Raw genomic sequence first — 17358 nt, 5'->3', positions numbered from 1 at the left:
CGCTTAGCCGTTCAATAATTTACCTGCCGACGCGTATTTCATCACGCGCCTATGAAATATTCCAATAGTGATGAAACGCGGTGGTTTTACCCAGGTTATCTGACGAATTATCCAGCGTATTTTTTATCGTGATTTACCGTTTTTGAACATGGAGATAATTCAATGAGCAAAAAACCAATATCCGATCCGCAGAGCCGCCGTCATTTTCTGAAATCGACCGGCGTCGTTATCGGCGCGCTGGGGGGCGTGGCGTTATCCCGGCCGGCGCAGGCGGTGCCCGGCCCGGTGCCGATACCGCAGAAGTGGGACACCACGGTGGACGTGCTGATTGTCGGCACCGGGTTCGCCGGGCTGGCCGCCGCGATTGAGGCGCGTAACGCCAAGGCAGGCGTACTGATTATTGACAAAATGCCGCTGCTGGGGGGGAATTCCGTGCTTAACGGCGGGGATCTGGCCGCCGCGGGATCCAAAATGCAAAAGGAAGCAGGCATTCAGGATTCGCCGGAGCTGATGTATCAGGACATGATGAAAGCGGGCAACTGGCTCAATTATCCGCAACTGGCCAAAACCGTGGCTGAATATTCGGTGGAAGCCCTCGAATGGGCGCAGAGTATCGGCGCGGAGTTTAACGTCGTCAACTACCACGGCGGCCATTCGGTAAAGCGCGCGCACCAGTTGGTGCAGCGTTCCGGTTCTGGCCTGATTATGAAACAGCAGCAGAAAGCCAGGGAACTGGGCGCGGTGATTGAACAGCGCACCAAACTGCTGCGCCTGATCGTCGACCAGGATGGCAGGGTTATCGGGGCCGAAGTCAAACGGCGCTACAAATTTCCGGACGAGGACTCCGGCGCTATCGCCTACATCCGCGTCACCAAAGGCGTGGTGCTGGCATCCGGCGGGTTTTCACAAGGCGTGGCGTTACGCCAGATGTATGATCCCAGGCTGACCGAGGAGTTCACCTCCACCAATCATCCGGGGGCCACCGGCGAGGCGATTATGGCGGCCTGTATGGTGGGCGCGCTGGATACGCAGATGGACTGGATCCAACTGGGGCCCTGGACCAGCCCCGACGAACAGGGGTTCGGCTATGTCCCGCAGTTTGTGGAGCGCATCGTCGGCTACGGCCTGATGGTTGATCCCGCCAGCGGAAAACGCTTCTTCAAAGAGACGGGCAACCGTAAGGAACGCGCCGATGCGATTATCCTGCTGGGTCATCCGGCGGTGATTATCGCCGATAAAACCAATACCATGAACATGGTCGATCCGGGACAGCGGGAGGGGGCGTTGAAAAACGGATCGTTAAAAATGTTCAACACCCTGGAAGAGCTGGCGCAGGCCTATCAGATGCCGGTAGCGGCATTTACCGAACAGGTGAAACGCTGGAATTCGTTTATCGAGCAGCATAATGAACAGGATCCGGACCTTGGCTGTATGATCTTCAAGGATGCCGCGCCTAACGTCACGCCGCCGTTTTACGCCGCGCGCCTGTGGCCGCGGGTGCACCACACCATGGGCGGGCTGGCGATTAACAAGGATGCCCAGGTAATCGGCTTCGATCTCAAGCCTATCCCCGGCCTGTATGCCGCCGGTGAAACCGTCGGCGGCGTGCACGGCGCGGTGAGGCTCGGCAGCGTCGCCATGACGGACTGCATTGTTTTCGGCCGCATCGCCGGGAAAAACGCCGCGCTTACCGTGTGAGCGTGAAAGGCAGGCCGCCTGCCGGCGGCCGCCAAACGGCGATGTCGGCTATTGCGAATTCGTGCGGGGACTGGAGGCGGGATGGAATTTATTAACGTGGAAAAATTGTGCAAATTTGTGTGGGTCTTGCGCATGCAAAGACACTGTAGAATTTGACTCAAAATTACCAGTAAGGTAACGTTGGCGTATTCGTTTAAAGGCTTTCAAAAGCTGTTTAAAAGCCATTTGAAAGTTATTCAAATGATGATTTTTGAAGCTAAGCTCGTCTTATTGTATTGGGCTTGCTTTTATAAGAGGAGGTAACACAAGTGAGTAAGATGTTTGATGAATTTGATGGTTTCTAAGCCGAAGTTAACCTCTGTGAGGCGGGGCATGATAACCCCGCCTTTTTTATGGATGATGAACAATTCATGGATGATGAATAATGACTTTTGACGCAGCAATCCTTCAGATAATTAGCAATTTACTGGTGTTTTTTGGTGTGCTGGTCGCCATTTTCGCGATCATCTATACCCTAAATAATTCGAGTTGCAGGAAGGCGGCAAGGGAGGGAATCCCGATGAGCTTACTCAGGTAAGTAATTCGGGTGACTGAGCGCAGCCAACGCATCTGCGGCTTGAAGTATGACGGGTATATAACGTGCGTACTGCGAAAAAACACAGACGGCAAACTTTCTTTTTGAAAGTCGCCAGGATGTAAAGTACACCGAGTCACTTCATGTGTTGAAACAAGCTCATCGGTCTAATAAATCTTTCCGGGCTTATGTTTTTCCCTCTGATGATAAGCAGATTACTGAAGAAGATATGGACGAGCGACGTAAATTTCAGTACATCCTGAATTTTTACGAAAGGGTAGCCGTCAGCATTAGGGAGGGCATCTACGATGAAAAGATGATAAAGCGTACATCTTTTTCGACAGTCATTGAAACCTATGACATTGCAGAGCCCTTGATAAAAGCTATACGCGAAAAAATCAACTCAGAAACTACCTATCAAGAATTTGAATGGCTTGTTAAACGGTGGAAAGCAAAACCACTCGAGAAGAACTAGCGGCCTCTTTTTTACATCGATGATTCGGTAATCACTCCCCAAAAAAAAGCCCTCCATCATGGAGGGCAAAAGACAGGGATGGTGTAGAATTTATCCCTGTATATATATGAAATAAAAGGATTTATTTCTTTCAATGTCCACACGTTGACCACATCGAACAAACAAGCCCGCTTCAGCGGGCTTACTCTTCTTTAGTTACTTCCAACCGCAGGCTTTTTGTAGCGGCTTAATGGCTTCCGATAATCCCTTTAGGTCAAATGTAACCGCTGCGGAGTTTTCGTTGTACGGAGTGATCTGAGCATACATCTTTTCCGCAGACATTAAGCTCTTAATGAAATCAATTGTTCTTCCATTGTAAAAAACCGCTTTCGTGTCTGTTGATATTGACCATGTTCTGGTAACGGCTTTCTGTTTATCCAGCCTGTGCAACATCCTTGTTTCATCAAGCCCGAGATATACATCCCAATTGATGTACAGTTCTGTTTTCCTCTCGCGGCACAAAATATTCAACTCCGGCCTTACTGATCCCCCAAACGGTGATGCAAATGTTTCATTGGCACCCAATGAAACAACGACGTTTTGCGAATCATCAATTGGCGATATTTTTGTATGAACACTCCAACTCCCTTTGTTTTCTGGCGTTGGTTGGTCGCTCACCTTGCTTTTAGTAAATGTCGTCGGGAAAAACCTATCATAACAGGCAAGACGTTTTGTTCCGTTCGTCTCATCTTGGCACTGATCCCGGTCTTCCAGCTTCTGATCGTTCTTTGTATATGTCGGAGGCAGTGACTTGTCATAGCACCCAATCCGATCTATTCCACTTTCTATTTTTCTGCAATGTAGTACGCCGTCGAAATTCTTTGAGCTTGCCTTTGCTCCAACCGACAGAGCGGCAAGTGCGATACAACCAGCGGCAACATACCAAAATCCGTTTTTCATGCAATCACCCCTTTGGCCTGGTCAAAAATACAAACATCCCGATGATAATATCGCCAATTACCCATATCGTTCCGAGCATAAATAAACCTATGCCCGTCCCGATTGCTGCACCCGCTCTCTCGGCATCAGAACCGGCAGATTGAATCACTTCCCCGCTACCACCAATCCCGACAAAGGCGCTATAAATCATGAAAATATTAAACAAAATAAAGATCCATTTAACTAATTTGCCAAAGAGCGATCGAGTCGGTTTTCTTAATTGTTTCCCGCATGACGGACACTTAAATGCCGTATCGCTGACTTCCTTTTTACACTCAGAACAACTAATTAATGCCATGACATACCCCTTACGTTTTTATGCTTAACTTTACTTAATGCTTGCATTTATAAGGTGTTTATCAGAGTTTAGTCAATTGACAACACGGAAAACAAAGCCCCGAATTTTCGGGGCTTTGTTTTAGATGGCGAGGTTTAATTGATCGCGGCCGTAATGTGATGATGGAAACGCGTCTTTTGGCACAAAGTCCGGCGGCACATCCTCGCATCTGGTGCGGGCTGTAACCAGGCGTTCAACGCTGTTAAGCGTCGTGAATGTGATACTGCATTCCAGATTTTGACACTGATGATATTGACGCACTGTCATTTCACTGAGCTGGCGACTGGTACGCGTGCGCGCGACGGCGCCACAATGAGGGCAAATAAACATGATTGAATCCCCGGCGGGGTTTGACTCAATTCCATTCTAGTCACTTTCCGCTATCCAGTCAGCGATTTTTGCCTCCAACTCCAATTGTGATGTGAAGCCGTTGCCGTCAATAACGTGCTCAATGCGCGATATTATCCATTCCTGATTATCAATATCCGACTTAAAACCACTGACTGATACCGGCACTTCCGGATAGAGATCGGCCCGGCCCCGCGCCAGGGTAATAGAGAATTGCGCTGCGCCGCGTTGCAACTGCTGCCACTTCGCCGCTGCCGCGCGCCTGGCTGCTGTTTCGTTCTGATAGGTTTTCCGCAGCACGTAGACGTTCCCGTCTGCGCCCTCCATGTAATCGCCTTCGCGGCTGCTGCTTTTTTCCTGTTTCTTTTTTGTTGCCCTGGTTGTTCGCTTTTTTACGCTGACCTTTTTCTTTTTCCCAAAATTCAGATCCAGCCAATACGCTCTGACGCCGGTATAGGCATCACGATCCGCAATGCGGAAACTGTGACGATCGCCGCTTGAACGGGTGATTTCCGCTGCCGGCAATGGTTTGCCGGATGCGCTCACGCCGCCGCCTGGCAGAATAAACAGCAGGCACCCATTCTTTACCGTGGCGATGGCGCCCAGCATATCGGCCATGCGGGTTAAGAACGACATATCGCTTTCTTGTGTCTGGTCTGCGTGGTCGATCTCCAGATCCATTAGTTGCGTACTGATGTAGGGCTTAAGGCTGTAGCGGTGCGCGATAGCTGATACAACGCGCTCTACCGTCACGTCATGCCATGACACCTCGCGCTTGACGTTAAACTCGTCGCGAAAATCAGCACTTCTGGCTGTGATCTCGATAGTGTCCGGTGGCCCTGAATGCGCCACCTCATCAACAATGAAAAGCCCTTTATAGACCAGCGCTTCGCCTTTCCATCCCATTGATACTGATAACTCGGCGCCGCGTGGCGGCAGGTTAATGCGCCCGTCCGTATCGTCAACGGAAAGCGTGACCTGATCGGCCTCAAACCCCCGGTTGTCCGTCATTGAAAGCGAAATCAGCCGTTCATCCAGCAATAGCAGCGTTTTTCCGCCCATTGTGATGTTAAAGCCTGGAACCTTAACGGCTTCCGTCAGTGCGTTATCGAGATCTGAAACCCCTGATTTCAGCGTTTGCTGAATATCCGTCAAATTACTGAATGCCATTTTTCACCCCCGACGCAAATAGTTTCATGCGCGCGCGAGGCGGCAAACTGTCATTTGTTGTCGCCTGTCTGCAACAACCTTAAGCGCGTGTTTGCTTTACTGTTTTCGTGGAACATCACCCTGAACTCACTACGAGGTGGCAAACATGACTGACGCTTTTTTCCACGGCGTTCGTGTCCGCGAAAACACCGATCTGGTAACGGCCATCAATGACATTGACTCAACGGTCATTGGCATTGTGGGCGTTGCTGACGATGCAGACGCTGACACGTTCCCGCTTAATACCCCCGTACTTATCACGCGCGTAAATAACGTGCTGGGTAAAGCGGGGAAAACTGGCTCGCTTTACAAAAGCCTGAAAGCCATTTCCGACCAATGCAGCCCTAAAGTAATCGTGGTGCGCGTGGCGGAGGCAAAGGAAGGCGAGGGCAATCAAACGCAATCACAGCTTGTGATCGGCGGCACTGCGGCTGATGGCAGCTATACCGGCATGTACGCGTTTTTGACGGCGGAACAGAAAACCGGCTATCGCCCGCGCATCCTTTCCGTTCCCGACTACGACACGATAGAAGTTGCTACCCAGCTTTGCGTTATCGCGCAGAAACTGCGGGCATTCGTTTACGCTTATTGCCACGACTGCGAAACCATCGCGGAAGCGAAAGAGTACCGCACAACGCTGAACTACCGGGAAGTAATGCCAATCTGGCCCAACTTCATCGCGTATAACTCGCTGACCGGGCAAAACGAGGAATTCCCCGCGGTGGCGTATGCCTGCGGCCTGCGCGCGTCGATTGATAACACGCAGGGCTGGCACAAATCCTTGTCTAACGTTGCCGTTAACAATGTGCTGGGAATTGCAAAAGATGTGTTCTGGGCGCTGCAAGCGGAAGATTCCGACGCCAACGAACTGAACGCGCACGAAATCACCACGCTGATTAAGCGCGACGGGTTCCGGTTCTGGGGCAACCGCACCACCGATCCCGATAAAGAGTACATCTTTGAGGTGTACACCCGTACCGCGCAGATCCTGGCCGACAGCATCGCGGAGGCGCAATTCACCACCGTTGATAAACCGCTGACGCCGGCCAACGTTAAAGACGTGGTGAGCGGCATTAATGCCAAATTGCAGGCATTAGTCACTGCCGGAAAACTGATCGGTGCGGCGTGCTGGTTCGACATCGTTGATAACCCAACGACCGGGTTACGCCAGGGCAAGTGCATTGTGCGTTACAACTATACGCCGGTCCCGCCGCTGGAAGATTTGAGCCTGTATCAAACCTTCACCGATCAGTATTTTGAAACCGCTTTTTCTTCATTGGGGGGCGCGTAAATGGCCGTACCTAAAAAGCTCCGGCTGTTCACTTGTTTCGTGGATGGCGACAACTATATCGGGAAGATCCCCAGCGTGACGCTGCCGAAAGTGACGCGCAAAACGGAAGATTTTCAGGGCGGCGGGATGATTGGCGCCGCGGCTGTCGATCTCGGCCTTGACTCTGGCGCGCTTGATGCGTCGATGCAGGTCGGCGGTTTTGAGGAACAACTGATTTTGAAATACGGCGGCGATATCGACGAGCTAAAATTGCGCTTTGTCGGCGAGTTTTACACCGGCGGCACCAGTTCGATTGTCGAGGTTGAGATGCGCGGGCGCATTACGGAAATCGACGGCGGCGACTCAAAGCAGGGCGATGATACCAACCAGACTTACGCCATCAAAAACACGTACTACAAGCTGTCTATTGATGACCAGCCGCTGCTTGAGTTTGATTTGCTCAACTTCATTTACAAGCGCAACAACGAAAACCTTTACCCGGATCGTGTGCGTTCAGCGCTCGGTCTGGGCGGCTAACCCATAACGCCGGCGCCACACTTCCCGGCGGGGGCGTGGCTATGCCGGCAAACATAGTCATTGCTGACTGTTCCGGCCAACTTTCAATATTTAAATGGCGGCGCTAACCGCCAGGAGAGAAAAACATGACCGCAAAAACAATCGCGCTCACGGCGTCCATTAAGCGCAAAAGCGGCGACGTTAATCAGGTTGAAATTACCGACGCCATCAAACAGGCCGGATCGCTGCGCGGCCTGCGCCTGGGTGACGTAATCAATCTGGACTTTGACGCCGTATCAACGCTGTTAACCCGCGTCACTGCGCCGGCGCTTACCCTGCCCGAAATCGCCAGCCTGCCGACTTCCGATTTTGTTCGACTGAATGAGGCATTGGTGCCTTTTTTAGCGCCGCAGGCGCCTGCCGAACAGAGCGAGGCGGAGACGGGGGATCAGTAACCGTCCTGCTGTTTGACCGTGTGGAGGATCTGATCGCAGATATCGCCACTATTTTTCACTGGCCGCTCTCGGAAATGTACGGCATGGAGCTTTGCGAGCTGATAGCCTGGCGTGAGCGGGCGGCTGTCAGAAGTGGAGCCAATCAAGATGAAGAGCCTTGATATCCGTGTCGCATTTAGCGCCATTGATAAGTTTACCCGCCCCGTCAATGCCGCCCGTAATAGCGCGGGCGGTCTTTCTGAATCCATCAAAAAAACCCAGGCGGCGATCAAAAGCCTGGAGTCGCAAAGCACCTCTTTTCAAAAGCTGCGCAACAGCACCAACGACACCGCGCAAAAACTCAATAAGGCCCAGCGTGAAGCGGCAGGGCTAAGCCAGCGGCTGAAAGAAACCGGCACCCTGTCTGATGCGCAGCGTGCGAAACTTGACGGGTTGCGCACAAAGATAACCACGCTTTCCACCGCCTACAGTGCGCAAACAGCCAAACTCCGCGAGGTGGGGCAGGCGCTGCGCCAGCATGGCGTTACGCTTTCCAGCGGCAGCGGGGCGATTCAAAGCGCCATCCGACGCACAGAACAATACAGCCAATCCCTTGAACGAGAGCGGCGGCAACTTGCTGCCGTCACTACGGCGCGCGCTCGTTACGACAAGATGCGGCAGACGGCCGGTAACTTGCGCAGCTCTGGCACTGGCGCCGCATTGGGCGCTGCGGCTGCGGGTTATGCCGGCGGGCGCTTTCTGGCGCCGGCCGTGGGCTTTGATGAGGAAATGTCTCGCGTTCAGGCGTTAACCCGGCTGGACAAAGGCGATCAACAAATGGGAGCGCTGCGCGACCAGGCAAAGAAACTCGGCGCCGAAACGGCATTTTCTACGCGCGATGCGGCCAGCGGCCAGGCGTTCTTAGCGATGGCCGGCTTTACGCCGCAATCTATCCAAGACGCCTTGCCCGGCGTGCTTAATATGGCGCTGGCCGGCGGCATGGATCTGGGTGAAAGCGCTGATATTGGTTCTAACGTCTTGTCTCAATTTTCGCTCGATGCCAGCCAGATGGATCGGGTCAGTGACACATTGACCGCCGCATTCACCCGAACCAACACCGACCTGCGCAGTCTGGGCGATACGATGAAGTACGCCGGGCCTGTTGCATCCAAGCTGGGGATCGGCCTTGAGGATGCCGCCGCTATGGCCGGCATGCTGGCAAATAACGGCATTCGCGGCAGTGATGCCGGCACCGCGATGCGCGCCAGCCTTTCCCGACTTGCGTCACCCCCCAAAGCCGCAGCGTCGGCATTGAAAGAGCTTGGCGTGTCGGTTGCGGATGCGCAAGGCAAGATGCGCCCCATGCAGGATGTGCTGGGCGATCTGTATAAAGCCACAAAAAAATATGGCGACGTCGATCAAGTATCTTTCTTTAAAGATATTGCGGGCGAGGAAGCATTCGTCGGGCTGCAAACGCTGGTTCAATCGGCCGGCAGCGGGGCGCTTGGTAAACTCTCTGACGATCTGAAAAACTCCGGTGGTGAAGCGATAGCCGTCGCAAAGAAAATGGCAGATAACCTGAGCGGCGATCTCAAAGAACTAGACAGCGCCTGGGAAGGGTTCCGCATACAGATCGAGGAACTTATCGACGGCCCGCTGCGCGCGTTAACGCAAAGCCTGAGCAACGTTATTAACAGCATGATGGAGTGGGCGAAAGAAAACCCCAAACTTACGCAAACGTTGCTACTTGTCGGCGGCGGCGGCCTGGCGCTGACGGCGGCAATCGGCGCGACGTCGCTGGCGCTGGGGATCCTGATGGGGCCATTGGCTAAACTGCAACTTGGTTTCACTCTGTTGACTGGCGGGCGAGGCATCGGCGGTACGATCGCCATGTTCCGCACGCTCGGCGGCGTGGCGGGCAGTTCTATGACGCGGATCGGCGGCTGGTCGCAGGTGATGAAGTCGCTGGCCGCAGGATTTGGCCGTCTGCCGGGATTACTCATGCCGTTGCGCGGCATGCTGTTTGCCGCCTTCACGTCGCCGCTGTCGTCGCTTGCCGCGCTGGGTAAGGGCATCGGTATGCTGATGCTGCGTTTAACCGGGCTTCCTGCGCTGTGGGGACTGATTAGCGGCGCGGTTTCGGCGCTTGGCGTCGCCTTGTCGCTGCTTCTTAGTCCTATTGGCCTGATCGGTGCGGCGTTTGTCGCGGCCGGCCTGCTCATCTGGCGATTCTGGGAGCCGATCAAAGCATTTTTTGGCGGTTTCTTTTCCGGTGTTATGCAGTCGCTGCAACCGTTCCGCGACGCTTTCGCCTCATTGTCGCCAGTCTTTGACGCCATCGGCGCCGCTGTTTCCCGCTTGTGGGATTGGTTTAAGCAACTCTCTACCCCGATAGAATCATCCCGCGAATCACTGGAGAAATGCACCAGTGCCGGGGAGAGCTTCGGGCGCGTGCTTGGCGCTGCGCTTAATGCGCTCCTTTGGCCGTTGCAAAAACTAATGGAGGGGATCGGCTGGGTACTGGAAAAACTCGACCTGATACCCGCTGGAATGGATGCCGCTCGTCTTAAAGCGGAAAGCCTGAAAAAAGACCCTGCTATGTGGGAATGGGATCCGCAGCAGAAAAAAATGGTTCAGAAAGGGTGGAACTGGTCGCCGCTCAGCGATGGCAGCAATAAACCGCCTGCTGTCACAACCCCGGCACCGGCTCTAACGGGGGAAAGTGGCACCCAGCGGCGTCTGCAAAAAATTTCCGACAATACCAGTGGCTTGCTGGATGAAACCAAAAAGCGGATAGGGCCGGGGGATATCGTCTTTAAAAATCTTCCTCGCGCTTTCGCCGTGCAAGGTGCCTGGCAGGAAACGCGCGTCGCCGCGCAGAAAGTGCCGCGCGTTGTTTCTCAGCAGATGCAGGACATTACTACGCAACCCATCCGCCAGGGTTCCACGGCGCCCATTGCCACGTCACCCGGCGCGGCGCCATCGTTCAACTTGGTGTTTAACGATGTTGGCAAACAGGATCCGCGCGAGCTGGCGCAGCTTGTTGAACAGAAAATAAGGCAAATCCTCAACGAAAGAGAGCGCACCCGGCGCGGCGCATTCCGCGACCAGGATTAAGGAGAAAATATTATGATGATGGTATTCGGCATGTTTGTGTTTGCCCTCAAAACCGTACCGTACCAGCAATTGCAGCATTCCCAGCAGTGGCGCCACGTGAAGAATGATCGCGTCAACCGATCGGCAAGCTGGCAATATATCGGCGCTGGTGAGTCACAGATCACGCTTAGCGGCGTTCTCTACCCGGAAATCACCGGCGGCAACATGGCGCTATCGGCATTAACGACAATGGGCTACATGGGACGCCCATGGCCGCTGATTGAAGGGACGGGGAAGATTTACGGGATGTATGTTTTAACCGGATTGCAGCGCACAAACGAGGAATTAGACCGCTACGGCAACGCGAAAAAGATAGAGTTTTCTATCAGCCTGCAACGCGTCGATGAGGACTACCGCGAACGGCTGCAATCATCGTCATTCAGTGATGTGCTGACTAATATCCGCAGCGGCGCCACGGAGGCATTTAACGCGGCCAGCTCCGCGGCGGGCGGGTTGCTTTCTTGATGGGATAAAAAAGCACAGCCGGCAAAGGCTGTGCTGCACGTATCGCGCGTTTATGCTTCATATAAAATTCCTGATTACTTGGATAATTTCATATCTTGACAAGCTGCATCAATAGCTGCAATCAGTAACGCCTCTTCCGCCTTTCCCTCTTCCGATGGCTTTAATATTAATATGGGAAATCTGAACACTGCTTTATTCATTTTTTCATCGGAATAGATAGATATATATCCCTGTATTTCAGTACCACAATCAATTTTTTCATCAATTACCCCATGCGCGTTTTCATAGACTGAAACTTCACTTTTTTCATTTTCTGCGCCACACAAAAAATTAAATTTTCCTTTTATTTTCATCAGAAAATCCTCTGAAAATTAAACGTAGTTGCAAGTACGTCCTGAGCGCCCTGTACGGCCTGAAATTTCATTCCAGAAACGCTAAGGGTTACATCATTCATTGTGTTATTAACAATATTGATCCCGGAAGAACTCACATAAATAAGACACTCTCCGCTCACACCATCAAGAGTGCATGATATTGTTGCGCGCCACACTTCTCTGACTGTACTCACAGTCCCATTGCCGGCAAACGTGAATGTCCGAACATCATAGACTACTGATTTTCTTAGCGCGGCATACACTTCAACACCAAATATCCTATAGTCCCGCATATTCATATGTCGGTATGGGGCTAAATAGCTACCTGATACATCAAGTACCTGTGCGCCACCGCGCGCGACATCGCGCAAAGATAATATCTTGCCGGAATGAGTCCACATTGCTCCTTGAGTACCATTCGTAAGCGCGGTATTGCTATTGAAATATTCAAAGTTAGATGAGTGCAGCAGACCGCCGACCAGGCCGCCAAGATATCCCGATTTTATTTTAACTTTAGCAAATGCTGCTCCGTAAAAATCGTGAATAACATCCGGATACCATTTATCTACGCTTGGCTGCCTAACCCCCGTAATTATACCGCTCCATTCTCCGGAACTGAGGGTTTGACCAACTGAGAACAAAGACCCATCATTGCTTACGTCGTGATTCTCATTAATCAATACTTTAAATGTGCCTTCCGGATATTCATACAATGCCATAAGCTCAGCTGTATTCGAACCGTCTGAAACGTCCGATCCACGCTCCAACCCATTAAAGTCTGTTACATTGACGGTTAACTCAGAAAGATGCCGACCATTAAAATCAAATTGCGCGCGAATATCTGAATATTGCGCGCCATGCCGCAACAGCACTCCGCCTTTGTTGAATCCCCGAATAAAATTCACATCGACAATAGTACCTTCGGTCATCGGTGTATCATTTCCTGAGCCGTATTCGACCCATACGCCAATCCCGTCCGAACCATCCCAAAAGCCGCCGGTAATACGATTAGACGCCGACGGCCACGTTTGCGCTCTGCTAATATAGCCGCCCACGCATCCCCTCAGCCTGTCAGCATGGAAATAACTACCCCCAACCCCTTGTTTTATTACGCTTATCCACGCTGCCTTTTCTTCTCCGTGGACATGCACGCAGCGTATATTTAACCCGACCATATTCCCATTCCCGCCAATACTAAAAAGCGGTTTTGCTTCTTTATAGATTGACGGATTAGCCCATGATTTTGTTGGTCTAATTGAGCGAACTATCATATTAAGTGCCGCACCCATCCCCCAGACGCTAATCGAATCAGAAATAGCGTAATCGCCATATGCGGCAACAAAATAACTAGTTTGTGATGCGCGCAAGAAGCTGATTAGTTTGTTAAACGCCGGGAGATCATCGGTCTTACCATCACCAACAGCGCCGAACATTTCTGGCGTCAAAAAAGATATCGCGCTTTGAACCGTACCCCCTTGTGAAACGCCGATCATGCTGGCACCGACACTTGAAGCTAATTGCTGTTTTACCTCGATAACAGCATTATCAACATACGTTCGCGTCGCCAGGACAACAGACGGGTCAATTCTCAACGTTACTGCGTCGGTACTGCTGACGACAATAATCATGCGCACGGTCTGAACCCGGCCAGAACCTTCCTGCAACTTCGGTTTATAGGTTTCCGGGCAGTTCGCGATAGCGATCAGATCGTTATTATCGTCGTACAAGCCAATTTCACGGATCCAAAAACCGCCCTCGGATTCTGGTATAACCTGCTCGGCAATAATCTGGCTGTCGTTTGCCGGGTCAATGCTCAACATATTGAGCGCGGCGCGGCGTTTCTCATTAATTAACGCAGTTTGTGCCGGGTTTGGGGTTGGCAAAACACCGTCACCGTCTCCGACCGCCATCTTAGTGATATTTAATTGATTGCCCAGCGCGGCGGCATTCGCCAGCTTTGCCGTGCCGATATTTGTCAATAATGCAAAGTATGTGCTCATGCTGTTACGCTCATATTATCAATAATGTGAATCCCGGCGCTGCTATAACTTTTCCCTGTAACGCTAATCATCTCCGGCATATAGGGGTAAACCGTCAATTCATCGCCCAGGTATCCCGCCGCCGCCGCGTATGCTTCCCCTTTAACGTCAAGGCTAACGGACAGCCCCGTAAGGTGACGCGAACAGGGCTTCGCTTGTTCGATAAGTCGCTCAAGCTCCCAATACAGCTCACCCGTGATTCCCTGATCGTTAACGCCGACATCAAGTAGAAATGTCCCCGGCTCGCCGCCGTTCTGGAACCACTCGATAACACGAACGGTAAAACCGAACGGTTCGATCGCACGGCGCAAAGCCGTGATGGTTCCCTTTTTCCTGTGAACCATCCACGCCGCTTTTATTACCTGCCGTTTAGTCTGTTCCGACCAATTCTTATCCCAGCGATCAACTGACAGCGCCCACGCCAGATAGGGCAGTAAATCAATCGGGCATTTGTCCGCATTCCACAGCGTGTTTATGTCAACTGCCAGACCGCTAAGCACTTCGGCGGTTTGCGTCACGCGGCGCATAAAATCACTGGAAGAGGGCGGCAGCAGGCTATTATTCATCCGTGCCGCCCTCGCCAATAACGACAGATTCGCACCAGGCCGCTTGCGTTTCATCAATCACAATGTCAACGACCGGTTCTATCAGTTCTACGCGCTGCACGCCCTGCACGTGCAGCGCGGCCATGATCGCCGAACGTGCAACGTCACGGCCGATTTTCCCCTGCGCACTTATCCATGCCGTCAGCGCAGCCTGTGCCGCATTGTGTATCGGCTCTGATTCCGGGCCGGGGTAAAAATAAAGTAGGGCGTTGATTGAATAATTGACGATCTCGGCGCTCTGCACTGTCAACCGGTCAGCAACCGGGCGCTTATCTTCGGCTGATAACGCCGCATCAACAATTGAAAGCAACTCGGCAGATGCGGCGCCGTCGCCATCTGAAGAAAGCACAGACACAACAACCACTGCGGGCGACGGGCTGGTCGCCTTCGCGTCTTTAACTTTCCCGCTGGCGCTTTTAGCAAAATATTCGTATGCGGCCGTTGGCCCGGCCACGCTAAGCCCTTCAAATGCCGCCTGCGCTCGCAGGCGAAACGCATCATCGCTTTCCATCACTGCATCGGCTGTTTCCGTGGCTTCCGTAATGACTAATCGCTCCGTGTTCAGGTTCGCCCCCAGATTATCCAGATCGCCAGAAACCGCATGGCTTAGCATGCAGGCGGCAGCGCCGTCATTAATCCGCTGCCGCAACATCAATTCGCGGTACGTTATGACCTGCGCGATCTGGTTTAACGGCTCAGACTCCAACTCAAGCGCGGCCGTCACGGACGCTTGTTGGTCAGCAGGGAAGGCGGCGATCATGACCGCTTTTACATCCAACAAAATCGCTTCAAAATCCAGCGTCTCGATGATCTGCGGCTGGGGTAGCTGTGATAAATCAACCGTTGCCACTATTCCCCCCTTTTATCGTTATTGTTCCGCTGCTTAGTTCCATCGTTTCAGTAATCAGCCCGGTTAAATTTGCTTCTACTTTGCCGGATGCGGAATAGACTATATCTACCGCGTTCAGTGCAATCCTTGGCTCCCAGCGCGTTAACGCAATAACCGTCGCGCTCATCAGTTGCAGGCGCGTCACTTCGTTTTGCGGGGCATCAATCAAATCCGGCACGATAGAGCCGTAATCTCTGCGCATCACGCGGGATCCGATCGGCGTTGTCAGTATGTCTCGCGCTGACTGCCACAGATGATCACTATCCGTCAGCGTTCCCAGCCCGTTCGGGTTCATTCCCGTATAACGCACGCTCATTTTGTTCCCACCGTCCAGCTCGGGCCGCTCATTACTCCGCCGTGTGAATGGCTATCTACCTGCACGTCATTTGATTTAAATGCGCCGCCTGAATGATTAACGTTGCCTTTCATGTTCCCGCCCTCAGTAAACGAAAAGGTTTTCGCAACAAGATGATCGGTACACTCAACAACCGGGGTTTCCAGCGTTACACCCACTGATGCGACGATGCGCGCCGTCTTCATTCCGTTGGCTTCCAGCGCGCCGGCTCCGGCGTCATAACGCAGCGTGGCGCCGTCCGGGGCTTTGATTACCAATTCGTTGATGCTGCTACCTGGCGCCGGGTTTTCGTCGCTGTACAGACTTCCGAGGATCACGGCGGTTTCTGGGTTTCCGCCGATGCATCCCATCAGAACCTGCTCGCCAACAGAGGGCGGGATCCAGATACTGAATGCCCCGGCTCGCGTTGCTTGCCAACGCAGCCAATCCGTATTCAGTTCGCCGGAATTGACGCGGACACGCCACGAATCAACATCTATCTCTGTTACCGTGCCGACGCGCAGCACGTTACCCAGCAAGCGGAACAGTTCGGCGCTCATGACAACCTCATTGATTCAATCATCTTCTCAGCGATGATCCGCCGGTCTGCTTCGTTCAGGCCAAGCAGCACGCGGCGCGGGTAGTTAACTGATGCCGTACCGCCAACTCTGTCCCGCAAGCCGAACTGATGAACTCTTGCGATATATGCGGCTATGCCGAAAAAACCTATTGTTGCGCCAGAGGTATCTGACCTTGCGCGCAACCATCGCGACGTTCTAAGTCGCCTAAACATGTCTTGCTTTTTAGTTGCATTTTTTTTTGTCTCAGTTAAATCAATGTCTAACCATGCTGAAATATCAGATCTACGAAATGAACGCTCAGCACCTTTTGCTAGGTCATGACCGGTTACCATTTTTGCGTTATTCCGTCCCGTGGTATGACGCCAATCAACCAACTCACGCAAATCGCCGCGATACACCACTCGCAGGCGGCGATGCGTTTTTTTTATTGGGTACCGTCGCTTCTCATACTGCGACCCGTCCGGGTTCTGCTGTCGCGCAATGCGTTGCTGTTGGCTGCGGCGCACGGCGATCGCGATGGCCCTGGCCGATGCGCGGCGCCCCTGCGCGGACATTCCCGTCAGAATGCCGTTAAACACATCATCAAGCTGATGAAAAAGATCGCTATCGCTCATGCGTCAGTTCCTTTAACCATTTCACCCTCAAAGGCTGCATCCCACTCGCTGGCGCCCAGACGCGGACGAGGCTCAGCCAGGTGTTCGGCGGTCACTACGCCGCTGTCGTCGCGCGTAACAATCACCCGTTCCCATACCGGGATTTTGAAAAGAACGTCGGCGGTTTCATCGCTGGCAATATCCGCATCGAATTCAATCAGTTTGTTTTTATCGGGGTTCAGCAACAGATCGGGCTGATTAATGCGCAGCCAGTCCAGGATCGGCAACGTGAGATCGTCAATATTGCCGGGGTAGTCCATCGCAAAGACGCTGATCGGGTAGCGGTACATGAAGGAGCTATCATCGCCGGCTATTTCAATCGTTCCCTTTTCAACCCAGACGGTTACGCCCTCCGGGTTGGCTTTGCACCAACGGTTTTTCTCTGTCAGCGCCGCGCGCAATGATTCAGCTTTTAGCATTACT

18 protein-coding genes and 2 pseudogenes are annotated in these 17358 nt (G+C 52.6%); 8 read left to right on the top strand and 12 right to left on the bottom strand.

The window, feature by feature from the left end:
• Window positions 1-162 precede the first annotated feature (162 nt).
• Window positions 163-1698, top strand: coding sequence for a flavocytochrome c (locus EH206_RS21950; protein WP_009114953.1), 1536 nt, complete (start codon window positions 163-165; stop codon window positions 1696-1698).
• Between the two features lie 630 nt (window positions 1699-2328).
• Window positions 2329-2747: pseudogene (locus EH206_RS21945) on the top strand (DUF4760 domain-containing protein); the annotation flags it as partial.
• Between the two features lie 195 nt (window positions 2748-2942).
• Here EH206_RS21945 and EH206_RS21940 read toward each other — a convergent pair.
• The 4 genes from EH206_RS21940 to EH206_RS21925 all read right to left on the bottom strand — a co-directional run bounded on the left by EH206_RS21940 (window position 2943) and on the right by EH206_RS21925 (window position 5580).
• Entirely contained in the window at window positions 2943-3686 is a 744-nt protein-coding gene (locus tag EH206_RS21940; RefSeq protein ID WP_009114952.1) for a type VI secretion system-associated protein TagO, read from the bottom strand.
• Window positions 3687-3690: 4 nt separating this feature from the next.
• A complete protein-coding gene (locus EH206_RS21935; RefSeq protein ID WP_009114951.1) occupies window positions 3691-4023 on the bottom strand; it encodes a zinc ribbon domain-containing protein in 333 nt (110 codons plus the stop codon).
• A 120-nt stretch (window positions 4024-4143) separates the two neighbouring features.
• Window positions 4144-4392: an Ogr/Delta-like zinc finger protein gene (locus EH206_RS21930; RefSeq protein WP_009114950.1), complete on the bottom strand. Its 249-nt coding sequence runs from the start codon at window positions 4390-4392 to the stop codon at window positions 4144-4146.
• 36 nt (window positions 4393-4428) lie between these two features.
• On the bottom strand, window positions 4429-5580 hold the full coding sequence (locus tag EH206_RS21925) for a phage late control D family protein (protein ID WP_009114949.1): 1152 nt from the start codon (window positions 5578-5580) through the stop codon (window positions 4429-4431).
• Between the two features lie 145 nt (window positions 5581-5725).
• On the opposite strand from EH206_RS21925, the gene EH206_RS21920 reads away from it, so the two are divergent.
• From EH206_RS21920 to EH206_RS21895, 6 genes are all read left to right on the top strand, one after another.
• On the top strand, window positions 5726-6910 hold the full coding sequence (locus EH206_RS21920; RefSeq protein WP_009114948.1) for a phage tail sheath subtilisin-like domain-containing protein: 1185 nt from the start codon (window positions 5726-5728) through the stop codon (window positions 6908-6910).
• The gene (locus tag EH206_RS21915) at window positions 6911-7426 is read left to right on the top strand and encodes a phage major tail tube protein (RefSeq protein WP_009114947.1); all 516 of its coding nucleotides are present in this window, start codon (window positions 6911-6913) and stop codon (window positions 7424-7426) included.
• Window positions 7427-7551: 125 nt separating this feature from the next.
• The gene (locus tag EH206_RS21910) at window positions 7552-7860 is read left to right on the top strand and encodes a hypothetical protein (RefSeq protein WP_009114946.1); all 309 of its coding nucleotides are present in this window, start codon (window positions 7552-7554) and stop codon (window positions 7858-7860) included.
• A gap of 74 nt (window positions 7861-7934) precedes the next feature.
• The gene (locus EH206_RS23715; RefSeq protein WP_425456684.1) at window positions 7935-8021 is read left to right on the top strand and encodes a GpE family phage tail protein; all 87 of its coding nucleotides are present in this window, start codon (window positions 7935-7937) and stop codon (window positions 8019-8021) included.
• Window positions 8008-10956 (top strand): phage tail tape measure protein, encoded by a 2949-nt coding sequence (locus EH206_RS21900; RefSeq protein WP_009114944.1) that lies wholly within the window; start codon window positions 8008-8010, stop codon window positions 10954-10956. The genes EH206_RS23715 and EH206_RS21900 overlap by 14 nt, the downstream gene beginning before the upstream one ends.
• Window positions 10957-10968: 12 nt before the next feature.
• A complete protein-coding gene (locus EH206_RS21895) occupies window positions 10969-11460 on the top strand; it encodes a phage tail protein (protein WP_009114943.1) in 492 nt (163 codons plus the stop codon).
• Window positions 11461-11534: 74 nt separating this feature from the next.
• Here the strand turns inward: EH206_RS21895 and EH206_RS21890 are convergent, their stop codons facing one another.
• The 8 genes and pseudogenes from EH206_RS21890 to EH206_RS21855 all read right to left on the bottom strand — a co-directional run bounded on the left by EH206_RS21890 (window position 11535) and on the right by EH206_RS21855 (window position 17354).
• Complete coding sequence (locus tag EH206_RS21890) at window positions 11535-11813, bottom strand: hypothetical protein (RefSeq protein WP_009114942.1); 279 nt, start codon at window positions 11811-11813, stop codon at window positions 11535-11537.
• 1511 nt (window positions 11814-13324) lie between these two features.
• Window positions 13325-13834, bottom strand: a pseudogene (locus tag EH206_RS21885) (phage tail protein); the annotation flags it as partial.
• Window positions 13831-14439, bottom strand: a complete 609-nt coding sequence (locus EH206_RS21880; RefSeq protein WP_009114940.1) for a phage tail protein I — start codon at window positions 14437-14439, stop codon at window positions 13831-13833. The pseudogene EH206_RS21885 and the gene EH206_RS21880, both read right to left, overlap by 4 nt.
• Entirely contained in the window at window positions 14432-15328 is an 897-nt protein-coding gene (locus EH206_RS21875) for a baseplate assembly protein (protein ID WP_009114939.1), read from the bottom strand. The genes EH206_RS21880 and EH206_RS21875 overlap by 8 nt, the downstream gene beginning before the upstream one ends.
• Window positions 15315-15683, bottom strand: coding sequence for a GPW/gp25 family protein (locus EH206_RS21870; RefSeq protein ID WP_009114938.1), 369 nt, complete (start codon window positions 15681-15683; stop codon window positions 15315-15317). Before EH206_RS21870 ends, EH206_RS21875 begins: the two co-directional genes overlap by 14 nt.
• Window positions 15680-16261, bottom strand: a complete 582-nt coding sequence (locus EH206_RS21865; protein ID WP_009114937.1) for a phage baseplate assembly protein V — start codon at window positions 16259-16261, stop codon at window positions 15680-15682. Before EH206_RS21865 ends, EH206_RS21870 begins: the two co-directional genes overlap by 4 nt.
• Window positions 16258-16896, bottom strand: a complete 639-nt coding sequence (locus EH206_RS21860; RefSeq protein WP_009114936.1) for a phage virion morphogenesis protein — start codon at window positions 16894-16896, stop codon at window positions 16258-16260. The genes EH206_RS21865 and EH206_RS21860 overlap by 4 nt, the downstream gene beginning before the upstream one ends.
• Window positions 16893-17354: a phage tail protein gene (locus tag EH206_RS21855; protein WP_009114935.1), complete on the bottom strand. Its 462-nt coding sequence runs from the start codon at window positions 17352-17354 to the stop codon at window positions 16893-16895. The genes EH206_RS21860 and EH206_RS21855 overlap by 4 nt, the downstream gene beginning before the upstream one ends.
• Between the last annotated feature and the right edge of the window lie 4 nt (window positions 17355-17358).

The organism is Brenneria nigrifluens DSM 30175 = ATCC 13028 (assembly GCF_005484965.1).
GTDB lineage: Bacteria > Pseudomonadota > Gammaproteobacteria > Enterobacterales > Enterobacteriaceae > Brenneria > Brenneria nigrifluens.
This window is presented reverse-complemented; position numbering and strand designations above follow the sequence as displayed.

What these genes read in the sequence shown, in the direction of transcription:
- EH206_RS21950 (WP_009114953.1), top strand. Translation starts at nt 163, where the DNA reads ATGAGCAAAAAACCAATATCCGATCCGCAGAGCCGCCGTCATTTTCTG.
- EH206_RS21940 (WP_009114952.1), bottom strand. Translation starts at nt 3,686, where the DNA reads ATGAAAAACGGATTTTGGTATGTTGCCGCTGGTTGTATCGCACTTGCC.
- EH206_RS21935 (WP_009114951.1), bottom strand. Translation starts at nt 4,023, where the DNA reads ATGGCATTAATTAGTTGTTCTGAGTGTAAAAAGGAAGTCAGCGATACG.
- EH206_RS21930 (WP_009114950.1), bottom strand. Translation starts at nt 4,392, where the DNA reads ATGTTTATTTGCCCTCATTGTGGCGCCGTCGCGCGCACGCGTACCAGT.
- EH206_RS21925 (WP_009114949.1), bottom strand. Translation starts at nt 5,580, where the DNA reads ATGGCATTCAGTAATTTGACGGATATTCAGCAAACGCTGAAATCAGGG.
- EH206_RS21920 (WP_009114948.1), top strand. Translation starts at nt 5,726, where the DNA reads ATGACTGACGCTTTTTTCCACGGCGTTCGTGTCCGCGAAAACACCGAT.
- EH206_RS21915 (WP_009114947.1), top strand. Translation starts at nt 6,911, where the DNA reads ATGGCCGTACCTAAAAAGCTCCGGCTGTTCACTTGTTTCGTGGATGGC.
- EH206_RS21910 (WP_009114946.1), top strand. Translation starts at nt 7,552, where the DNA reads ATGACCGCAAAAACAATCGCGCTCACGGCGTCCATTAAGCGCAAAAGC.
- EH206_RS23715 (WP_425456684.1), top strand. Translation starts at nt 7,935, where the DNA reads ATGTACGGCATGGAGCTTTGCGAGCTGATAGCCTGGCGTGAGCGGGCG.
- EH206_RS21900 (WP_009114944.1), top strand. Translation starts at nt 8,008, where the DNA reads ATGAAGAGCCTTGATATCCGTGTCGCATTTAGCGCCATTGATAAGTTT.
- EH206_RS21895 (WP_009114943.1), top strand. Translation starts at nt 10,969, where the DNA reads ATGATGATGGTATTCGGCATGTTTGTGTTTGCCCTCAAAACCGTACCG.
- EH206_RS21890 (WP_009114942.1), bottom strand. Translation starts at nt 11,813, where the DNA reads ATGAAAATAAAAGGAAAATTTAATTTTTTGTGTGGCGCAGAAAATGAA.
- EH206_RS21880 (WP_009114940.1), bottom strand. Translation starts at nt 14,439, where the DNA reads ATGAATAATAGCCTGCTGCCGCCCTCTTCCAGTGATTTTATGCGCCGC.
- EH206_RS21870 (WP_009114938.1), bottom strand. Translation starts at nt 15,683, where the DNA reads ATGAGCGTGCGTTATACGGGAATGAACCCGAACGGGCTGGGAACGCTG.
- EH206_RS21865 (WP_009114937.1), bottom strand. Translation starts at nt 16,261, where the DNA reads ATGAGCGCCGAACTGTTCCGCTTGCTGGGTAACGTGCTGCGCGTCGGC.
- EH206_RS21860 (WP_009114936.1), bottom strand. Translation starts at nt 16,896, where the DNA reads ATGAGCGATAGCGATCTTTTTCATCAGCTTGATGATGTGTTTAACGGC.
- EH206_RS21855 (WP_009114935.1), bottom strand. Translation starts at nt 17,354, where the DNA reads ATGCTAAAAGCTGAATCATTGCGCGCGGCGCTGACAGAGAAAAACCGT.